Below are 8,838 nucleotides of genomic sequence, written 5' to 3' on the forward strand. Positions count from 1 at the left end.
CCCATGGGGTCCAGGGGGTACCCCTGGGACTTTTCCTTTCGCCGTTGACACGATCCTGTCGCGCTTTGTAGGGGCCTGAATAGTTAAAGTCCTTCTTTCGAACGCACAACCCGACTTCATCCGGTTGGCGCGTTCAAAGATGGGGAGGATGAGGCCCTCCCCTGGCCCCCTCCGGCGGGTCGAGGGATTGACTTGGTTTGGAACGGGTTCGGAGTTGGGGATTTCTCCATTTGGCTCGACCCGCCAAAAGCCACGTCAACACCACGGGGCGCTGCCCCGGACCCCGCTGAGGGGGCAGCGGAGCTCCCCCTCAGACTCCCCCAACCCGTTTTGCAAATTTAAGGATTACAGGCCGGCTACCTGCGGGTGATCGCCCACCCGCTGCACCGCCACCGAAAGCAGCTTGTCCGCTTCGTCCTTCATGCGGGACAAACTCGGAAAACCGAAACGATGCACATCCCGCATCACCCGCTCCACCACCACCAACTTGCCGACAATGATCAACAACGTCCCGAAACCCTCATGACTCAAATTCAGGAAGGTCTTGGCCATGTGGCCGCACTCCTTCTCCACCAACACCGCAATGGCGTTGGCAAAGGCCTGCACCCGCACCACCGTCTCCGGCGAGGGATCCCCCACGATGGGAATGGACCTGGCCCGCTCCGCTGAAATCACGAAAGGCTCCAGCAACCGCTCTTCGGACCAGGACTCCTTGTTGCCCAAAGGATCGAAGGAGCGCATCTGGCGAATCACTTCCTGAAAAAAATCGCTGCACAAAAGGGGATCGGTGGTCGTCATGGCACACTCCAGGCTTCGGTATCGAGAAGGTGTTGAAAATGTTCACAGCCCGTCCCTCGGGACGCTTTGGCGGCGCGATGGCCCCGGCACTCCTCCGGCTTGCCCAGCAGGGTCTGCACCTGGCGCAACAACTCGATCACCGGGCTGTTCACGGCCACCGGCATCGGTTGGATACCCTCCCGCAACAGCCTCTCCACCGCGCCGTGGCCCACCTGGGTGCAGTAGACCATGCGACAGCCCTTCAAGGCCGTCATCAACGGGTTGAGACGGGTTTCATGGGAGGCGTTGTGGTTGGGGTGCAGCAGCAAATGGCCGGTCTCCTTCCAGCCCTCGGCCTCGACTTCGAAGAAGTAGAAACCGCGACTGGAACCGAAGTGTTGATCGACGCGCACCCCGTCACTGCTGGCAATGGCGATTTGCCAGCGTTTGGACTCGTTGCGACACAACGAGTTGGCGGGATTGGGTTGTTTTTTCAGTATCGACAAACACATGAGCGACCTCCTTTACGCAAAAGCCGTGGCGGACAACGCCGAAACATGGGGGGCCACACCCCGGGGCCGCCCCTGATGAACCCGATTGGCCAGCTCGAACAAGGCCTCCCCCATGGCCGGATAACCGATCCAGGCGCGGCGGAACACCCCCAGGGCGTCATGCACCGGATAACCCGCCCGCATCACCGGCAACCCCATCTCCGCAGCCAGATCGGCCACATGGCTGTTGCCGATCAACACCTCCGCGCCACCCTGCCCGGCCAGGCGCTGCAGATCCTGCAGATCCCCCACCACCACCTGCTCGCAGGGCAGCCCGGTGAACACAGGGGAGTTGCCCGTGGAAACCACCGCCACGGGAACCGCCCCCACCTCGCCGAGCAGGTCGCAGATCCCCTTGACCCAGTCGGGATCCCCCGCCAGAGCAACCGGCGTTCCCGACAAAAGGAAGTGGCTGTCCAGCAGCGCGTCCAGATACTGCTCCCGCTGCCGACGCAAGCGCTGCGGAACCGCCCGGCCCGACACCCGCGACAAGGTCATCACCAGGGTGTCCCAGGCGGTCAGGGAGGTCAGCGCCTCGAAACGGCAATCGGCCACGCCGCTGCGCTCCCGCAGCAAATCCGCCGCTTTGTACAGAGAGCGCCCCACCACCAGAGTGAGAGCGGCTTCGGCGGCGTTGGCCCACGCCGCCACCCGGCTGCCCCCGCCGCTCAGGGGCGAAAAGCCGTCGGGACTCAGATGGCCGTCCAGACCGCCCCCCAGATCGGGCAACAGGCAGGCCTGCAGCTCGAACTGCTCCGCCACCTCGTGAAGCACCAGGGCATCCCCCGGCGTCAGGCTGGGCCCGGCCAGCACGTTGAGGCGACGGGAGGCCCCGCCGCCACGCCGCCCCTCGGGCACCAGCGCCGTAACCAGTGCCTCCACCGCCGCCGCGTAACCCGTCTCCAGGGAACCGCCGTAATCCGGGGCGTTGACCCCCACCACCGGCACCTGCCGCCACTGGGGGTGAGCGGTGCGGAACTCCCGCAACACCCGCTGCAGATCGACCCCCTCCGTCTCCGACAAACCGGTGGTGATCACCCCCACCACCTCGGGGTGCAGTTTGCTCAAAACCGTATCCAGCGCCTCGATGAGATTGGCGTCCGCGCCCATCACCGTGGTCACCTGATCCATGGCGGTGGTCTGCATGGCGATGGGCTCGCGGAAATGGCGGGTGAAATAGACCTTGGTGAAGGCGCTGCAGCCCTGGGAACCGTGCAACAGCGGCAACGCCCGATCGAGTCCCAGCACCACCAGCACCGCACCCATGGGCGGACTGGCCTTGAGGGGGCGCACCACCAGCGCCTTGTTGCTGAAGGTGACCTTGGCCATGTCAACACGCCTCCCGTATGGTGCGACCCGACTCGTCCCAGGGGGCGGGACGCCGCACCCGCTCCCAGACCGGACTCTCCAGCGTGGCCAACAGATTCTTCGCCAGGGTGACCAGTCCCTCGTAACCGGCGTAGGCCTCCTCCCGCTCCTGGTTGATGTCCAGAAAGGGCAGGCGCGCCTTGAGAGCGGTATACATGTTGCGCCCCCCGGCCATCAGCAGATCCGCCTTCTCGGCGCGACACACCTCCAGAAGTTTCAGGGGATTGCCGTCGTCGAGCATCAGCGCCTCGTCGCCCATCAGGGCGCGAATGCGCTCCTTGTCCTGGGAGGTCGATTTCCTGGTGCCGGTGGCCACCACCTCCACCCCCAACTCCTGCAAGGCGGCGATCACCGACCAGGATTTGACCCCGCCGGTGTAAAGCAGCGCCCGTTTGCCCCGCAGCCGTTGCCGATAGGGTTCCAGCCGCTGCCGCAACCGGCTCTCCTCCCGTGCGATCAGCGCCTCGGTGCGTTGTTTCAGCCCCTCGTCCCCCAGCAGGCGGGCGAAATCCCGCAAGGACTGAGAGGTGTCGGCCATGCCGTAAAAACTGCCCTCGAACCAGGGAATGCCGTATCGCTCCTCCAGCCGACGGGCCACGTTGACCAGCGCCTTGGAGCAGACCAGCATGTTGACTTGGGAACGGTGCAGGCTGGCCACCTGCCGATAGCGGGCATCCCCGGCCAGGGTGCAGAGAAGGCGCAGCCCCAGCTCGTCGAAAAGCGGATGGACCTGCCAGAACTCCCCGGCGATATTGAACTCGCCGATCAGGGCCACGTCGTAAACGGGAACGGCCTGTTGGCCCCAGACGGCGGGCCGGGGTTGGGGTTCGACGCGACCGATGACCTGATTGACCAGGGTGTCGCCGGCGATGCGGTTGCCCAGATTCTTGGTGCCGTAGAATCCGGCGGCATCCACCGCAATCACCGGAATGCCGAAGCGGGATTCCGCCGCCTGGCAGATGGCGGCCAGATCGTCGCCGATGAGTGCGGGCACGCAGGTCTGGTAACAGAAGACCGCCGCCGGATGCAGCGTCTCCACCGCCTGCTTGATGGCGAAAAGCAGCCGTTTTTCGCCCCGCCCCAGAATGACATCCTGTTCCGAAAGATCGGTGGTCAGCCCCAGCCGATGCAGCTCCGGACCCGAAGCCAGGGAGCCGCGTCCGTTCCAGGAGGCTCCGGCGCAGGTCATGGCCCCGTGAACGATGTGGGCCGCATCGGCGATGGGGAACAGGGTGATCTGCGCCCCGTCGAAGGAGCAGCCTCCGGCGGTGGCACCCGGCTTCAACCGGGCGCAGCCCGACTTCTCCCCGTGGTTGTGGGCGCAGGCCGGTTCATCCAGCAATTGGGCAATCTCGGAGGCTTTCATCGACCCTTCCTTTCCCGGAACCAGACCGCGTCCACCGTGGGATGCGGCAATCTTCCATTCATACGGGGGTCCGGGGGGGATTATCCCCCCCGGCGGGGTTCGGGGCGGAGCCCCGAGGTGTTGACGTGGCCGTTGCTGTCCGTTGCCGTGTCTGTTGCCGTCGCGGTCCGCTGCAGCCCATGGAATCCCGAAGGCCCGCCCAACCGCACCCAACGGATTTATCGCAGCGGACCGCGGGGGGGCAAGGGGGGGCCTCATCCCCCCATCCTTGAACTTGACTCCCGACTAAAAGCCGGGTCAATCCGCCGCATCGAGCCTCACAGCGATCCGGCACCTCTCCCGAAGGGAGAGGTGGAGCGCCTCACGCAACGGCGCAGGTCAACGGCGCAAGTCAACGGCGCACGTCAACGGATGGGGGGATGAGGCCCCCCCTTGCCCCCCCGCGGTCCGCAGCGAAAATTTCCATCGTGCGGGTGACGGGTTGCCGTGTTTGACTTGAGTGCTGCGGACCGCAACGTCTACGGCAATCCAAAAGCGCGTATTTCCCCCGACCTCATCTTTGCGGAAGCGTGTGTTCAAAAAGAGGCTTTGTTCCGGGTGGCGACTCCGCAAAAGGATGGGGGGATGAGGCCCCCCCTTGCCCCCCGCGGTCCGCAGCGAAAATTTCCATCGTGCGGGTGACGGGTTGCCGTGTTTGACTTGAGTGCTGCGGACCGCAACGTCTACGGCAACACCTCGGGGCTCCGCCCCGAACCCCGCCGGGGGGGATAATCCCCCCCGGACCCCCGTATATATTGTCACCTCGCTTGCCCCCGCTGCCTTCCCCCCTGTCACCTCGCCAGCATCCGCGCCGCATTGGCCTCCTCCCTTCCCGCCACTTCCGCCTCACCATCCCGCTTCTGCTTCGCATACCCCTCCCTCGACTGACCCAGAACCGTTTGCGCCTCCTGCAACAACGCCTTGTCCCGCGTCAGCGAACCCAACAACAACGCCGCCGTACCCAGTCGATAACGCGCCTGAGGCAATTGCACCGCATCGGCGGACTCCAACAACCCCACCGCCTGTCGCAACATCGGCAACGCCTCCCGCAACGGCGCCTCCTCCCGACTGAGCCGGGCCTTCTCCCCCAATGCGCCGCCCAACTCCGAAGTGCTGCGCGCCCAGGCCTCCGTTGCCCCCTCCCGCGCCTCCCGCGCCGCCCGAAAGGCCACAATGGCCGCCTCCAGCGCCGAAGCGTCCACCTCAACCCTCAACCGATGAGCGATTCCCAAATTGTGCTGCGCCTCCGCAATGGCCTCCCGATCCGTCAACAGCGGCAATACCACCTGATACGCCTCCACGGCGGCAGTGGCCTGCCGGACATCCCCCTCCAACTGGGCCAGCGTCAACAGCGTGCGCCCGCGCCGCATGGCCAGTACGGCCCACTCCGCAGGCTGATCCCGGCGGGTGATCACCTCTTCGATCTCCTTCCAGGTCCCCAGTGCCTCCCGCAAGCGGAAGGCCTCTCCCAGCGTGCTGCCCAACTCCAAGGCGGCGTTGGCCCGCTTGCCCGCCACATGAGCCCAATAATGGGGCCGGTTGATCCGGGCCGGACCCTGCAAGGCCCGATCATAGGCCTGCAACGCGGCGTTCAATAGCGTGACCTCGCCCTTCAGTTTGGCCAAACTCTCCCAAATGCCCCCCAGCCGCTCCTGAACCTCCATGTAAACCGTGGCGTGCGACTCCGCCGTCACCACCTGCAAACACTGTTGCAGGGCGGCAACCGCCTCCTGAAGCACCACCGGATCCTGACGCAGATAACCCAGATAGTGCAGCGCCACCCCGCGTTGCTGCCAACCTTGGGCCCACTCCAACGGCGACTTGTCCCGCGCGAAACGGTGCGTCAGCTCCAACGCCAGAGTGGCCGCCTCACCGAGGGGCTCTTCCGCACCTTCCGCCTGACCGTACAAAATCAACGCCTTGGCCAGATTGAGCTGACCGCGGCTCCAGGAGGCGGGCGGACGATAAGCCTCCTCCGGAAGCGAGGCCGCAGCCCGATAGGCCCGTACCGCCTGACGCAACGCATCCGCCTCGTGCCAAAGGTCGCCCAATACCTGCCATAAACTGCCCAGCCGCTCCTGCGCCAACAGATGACCCGTCGGATCCTCCTGCAGAGTGCGTACCTCCAGCAACTCGTTCAGATAACGGATGCCCCGATGCACGACACGGGCGTCGCCCTGTCGCGGGGCCAGCAGCGCCAGGGCATAAGCCAGCCGGGAACGCAGTTCCTGCCACTCGCGGGGATTGTCCCGCTGATTGAAGGCGGGCAACAACTCCTCCAGTGTGGTGATGCTCTCCTGCAGACAGCCCTCTTCGGGATCGCGCCCACAGCGCCGGTCCAGGGCCATGGCCAGAAAATAGCGGGTTTTGGCCCATTCCCGCGGTTCCTTGACCTGGGAAAGCTCCGTCAGCGCCTCCTTCAGAACCTGAATGGCTTCGTCCAGCACCGGGGGATCGGGTTGCAGCCGAAAGCGGATGACCAAGGCCTGACCCAGACTGGAGAGGGTGTGGGCCCACTCGCCGGGGTGTTGCTCCCGTTTGAACAGCGTCAGCGCCCGACGATACTCCTCGGCCGCCTGCATCAACCGTTCGCGATCACCCGTCAGCTCGCCCAACGCCGCCAGCGAAGCGCCGAGATTGAGGCGCAGAAAGGCGTGCCGCAGAGGGTGGCGTTCGGCGGGAAGCCGTTGCAGCAGGTCGCGATATAGTTCCAGCGACTCTTCCAGCGGCTGACTGGTGCCGTTGAGATCGGCCAGTATCGGCAGAGCGTTACCCAGCCCGATGCGGGCGTTGAGCCAAAGGGCGGGTTGTTTCTCCCCGGCAAAGAGTTCGGCGGCCTGGCGAAAAGCGTTGACCGCCTCCCGCAGCAGAGCGGTTTCACGGCTGGACTGGCCCAGACCCAGGGCGGCGGAAGCCAGTCGGAAAAGGGCGTCACCCCGCTCTCTCGGAGCCGACCCGGCGGGGCTGGCGGCCAGATACTGCCGCAGATGGAACAGCGCCTCCGGCAGCGCCGCCGCCGATCCGGGCCGCTGCCCTTCAAGCCACCAGGCCAGTCCCAGCAGACGATGGGCCGGAGCCAGCAAAGCGGGATCGGCGTGCCACTCCGGGAAGGCCAATGCCCGACGCGCCTGCTCGCGTGCCTCCCCCAGATCGGACAACGGGGTGCGATCCTCCTGCAGCAGCAGGGTTTCGGCCAGCATCAGTCCCAACTGCAGGCGTTGCTCTTCGGGCAGGGGGGAGTCTCCCTGCAACAGGGGGCGCAGAGCCTCCACCGCCTTGACGATGACCGGCCACTCGCCGGAATCCAGCGGCGTTTGCGGCGGATGCGCCTCCAGAAAACGCCGCAGATTCACCAGGTGAACCGCCAGCGGCGCGTGGTCCCGCGCCAGAAAGAGGGCGATTTCGCCGAAAGGGTCTGCTTTGGGCGCGTAGGCAGCCTCTTCCGAAGCGAAGCAGTGCGCTTCACTCAGGAGGTGGACGATTCCCAGAAACAAAGCCAATAAACAGCGTAACGCCATGCCAACTCACTTGAAACCGGCCTTGGGCAGAGTAATGGTTACGGTTTTACCCCGATGCGCCCGGAAAGGTCCAGTCGCGTCAACAATGGGCGCTGGACGAATTGTTCGAAATAGTCGTCAACCGCTTTCCGGGAGCATGGTTGGCTCCACGAGAGTGGGCAATGGGTGAACGGTTTGCCTTTCAATATGTTATCCTTTAAGTATCAAAAAAAGAAAATGTTCAATCCTTTGGCTTTTCTGTTATTATTTATTCAGCTCATACTGAACCAGTGCTTCGCTGTTTTGCAACGGGTTATCCTGTTTCACGGGGATTGACTACCGGCACGAGGGTTTGCAGACTTTTCAGAAAGAGGGTGATGGGCGCCCGAAGTGATGAATGACGTCACGATCAAAGCTTTCAACGGCCCAGTCATGCCGTTGGGCTGTAGCAACGACCAATGCATCGACCACGTCGATAGCGTGACCTCTGAAGAGGACAAGGGCGTGACGGAGAATGGCAAGATCGGTGGCCATGAGTCCGGGGGTTTCCAAAAAGGCGAGCATGACGTCCGCCAGTTCCTGCCGTGGTACCCGATACACCTTGAGCAGAACAAAAACACATTCGACCAGAACTCCTTCGCTGACAAAGGCAAGGTAATGGCCTTGTTTGACCTTGTCCCAGAAACCGTTGGCCCGAATAAAAAAATCCGGATGATCTTTCAATAGGTATCTTAATATTATGTTTGTATCAACGACAATGGTCTGCATCGTTTGTCATTACCAGGGTGAGACGTTCTCTGGCCACTTCAAGGGAGATGTATTCCGGAGCATAGCGTTGCAGTGAACCGGCTACGTTATCCGGAAGGGGGGTGTGGTGAGGTGGGGTTGGTGCAGCCAACTCCATCAGGAATTGTTTCAGGCACTCCCCAAGGCTCAGGTGCATCGCTTCGGCCCGTTTTTCAAGTTGCCAAATCACCGAGTCATCAACGTTTGGAATCAGAATGTCCCCCATGCGAACCTCCCATGGTTACGTTATTCTCTTACTTCAGAACCCGGGCCGGCGCTGTTTCCAAAAGGGGGCCGGGTTTGCAGCCTTCATTCCAGCTTGTGTGACCGGTGGAGCGCGCCGTGGAAACAGGAAGCAAGGCGGCTGACCCCCTTAACATGCTACCCCATTTCACGGGGATTGACTACCGGCACGACGACGAGGCATGGGGGTGGGTTGCAGGCTTTTGAGACC

The 8,838-nt window shown here is 63.5% G+C and carries 7 protein-coding genes; all 7 read right to left on the reverse strand.

Annotation, left to right across the window (positions count from 1 at the left end; genetic code table 11):
• Positions 1–345: 345 nt before the first annotated feature.
• Complete coding sequence (locus HQL56_15695; GenBank protein MBF0310962.1) at positions 346–798, reverse strand: NifX-associated nitrogen fixation protein; 453 nt, start codon at positions 796–798, stop codon at positions 346–348.
• The gene (locus HQL56_15700) at positions 795–1,289 is read right to left on the reverse strand and encodes a hypothetical protein (protein ID MBF0310963.1); all 495 of its coding nucleotides are present in this window, start codon (positions 1,287–1,289) and stop codon (positions 795–797) included. Before HQL56_15700 ends, HQL56_15695 begins: the two co-directional genes overlap by 4 nt.
• 12 nt (positions 1,290–1,301) lie before the next feature.
• The gene (gene nifN / locus HQL56_15705) at positions 1,302–2,657 is read right to left on the reverse strand and encodes a nitrogenase iron-molybdenum cofactor biosynthesis protein NifN (GenBank protein ID MBF0310964.1); all 1,356 of its coding nucleotides are present in this window, start codon (positions 2,655–2,657) and stop codon (positions 1,302–1,304) included.
• Position 2,658: 1 nt separating this feature from the next.
• Positions 2,659–4,062, reverse strand: coding sequence for a nitrogenase iron-molybdenum cofactor biosynthesis protein NifE (gene nifE / locus HQL56_15710; GenBank protein ID MBF0310965.1), 1,404 nt, complete (start codon positions 4,060–4,062; stop codon positions 2,659–2,661).
• Between the two features lie 830 nt (positions 4,063–4,892).
• Positions 4,893–7,619 carry a hypothetical protein gene (locus tag HQL56_15715; GenBank protein MBF0310966.1) on the reverse strand — a complete coding sequence of 909 codons (2,727 nt, stop codon included), beginning with the start codon at positions 7,617–7,619 and terminating at the stop codon, positions 4,893–4,895.
• 342 nt (positions 7,620–7,961) lie between these two features.
• Positions 7,962–8,366 carry a PIN domain-containing protein gene (locus tag HQL56_15720; GenBank protein ID MBF0310967.1) on the reverse strand — a complete coding sequence of 135 codons (405 nt, stop codon included), beginning with the start codon at positions 8,364–8,366 and terminating at the stop codon, positions 7,962–7,964.
• A complete protein-coding gene (locus HQL56_15725) occupies positions 8,347–8,610 on the reverse strand; it encodes a hypothetical protein (GenBank protein ID MBF0310968.1) in 264 nt (87 codons plus the stop codon). The genes HQL56_15720 and HQL56_15725 overlap by 20 nt, the downstream gene beginning before the upstream one ends.
• Positions 8,611–8,838: the final 228 nt, after the last annotated feature.

Source organism: Magnetococcales bacterium (assembly GCA_015231925.1).
Classification (GTDB): domain Bacteria; phylum Pseudomonadota; class Magnetococcia; order Magnetococcales; family JADGAQ01; genus JADGAQ01.

Coding starts and splice junctions, on each gene's coding strand:
- nifE (MBF0310965.1), bottom strand. CDS start 4,062: ATGAAAGCCTCCGAGATTGCCCAATTGCTGGATGAACCGGCCTGCGCC.
- HQL56_15695 (MBF0310962.1), bottom strand. CDS start 798: ATGACGACCACCGATCCCCTTTTGTGCAGCGATTTTTTTCAGGAAGTG.
- HQL56_15720 (MBF0310967.1), bottom strand. CDS start 8,366: ATGCAGACCATTGTCGTTGATACAAACATAATATTAAGATACCTATTG.
- HQL56_15715 (MBF0310966.1), bottom strand. CDS start 7,619: ATGGCGTTACGCTGTTTATTGGCTTTGTTTCTGGGAATCGTCCACCTC.
- HQL56_15725 (MBF0310968.1), bottom strand. CDS start 8,610: ATGGGGGACATTCTGATTCCAAACGTTGATGACTCGGTGATTTGGCAA.
- HQL56_15700 (MBF0310963.1), bottom strand. CDS start 1,289: ATGTGTTTGTCGATACTGAAAAAACAACCCAATCCCGCCAACTCGTTG.
- nifN (MBF0310964.1), bottom strand. CDS start 2,657: ATGGCCAAGGTCACCTTCAGCAACAAGGCGCTGGTGGTGCGCCCCCTC.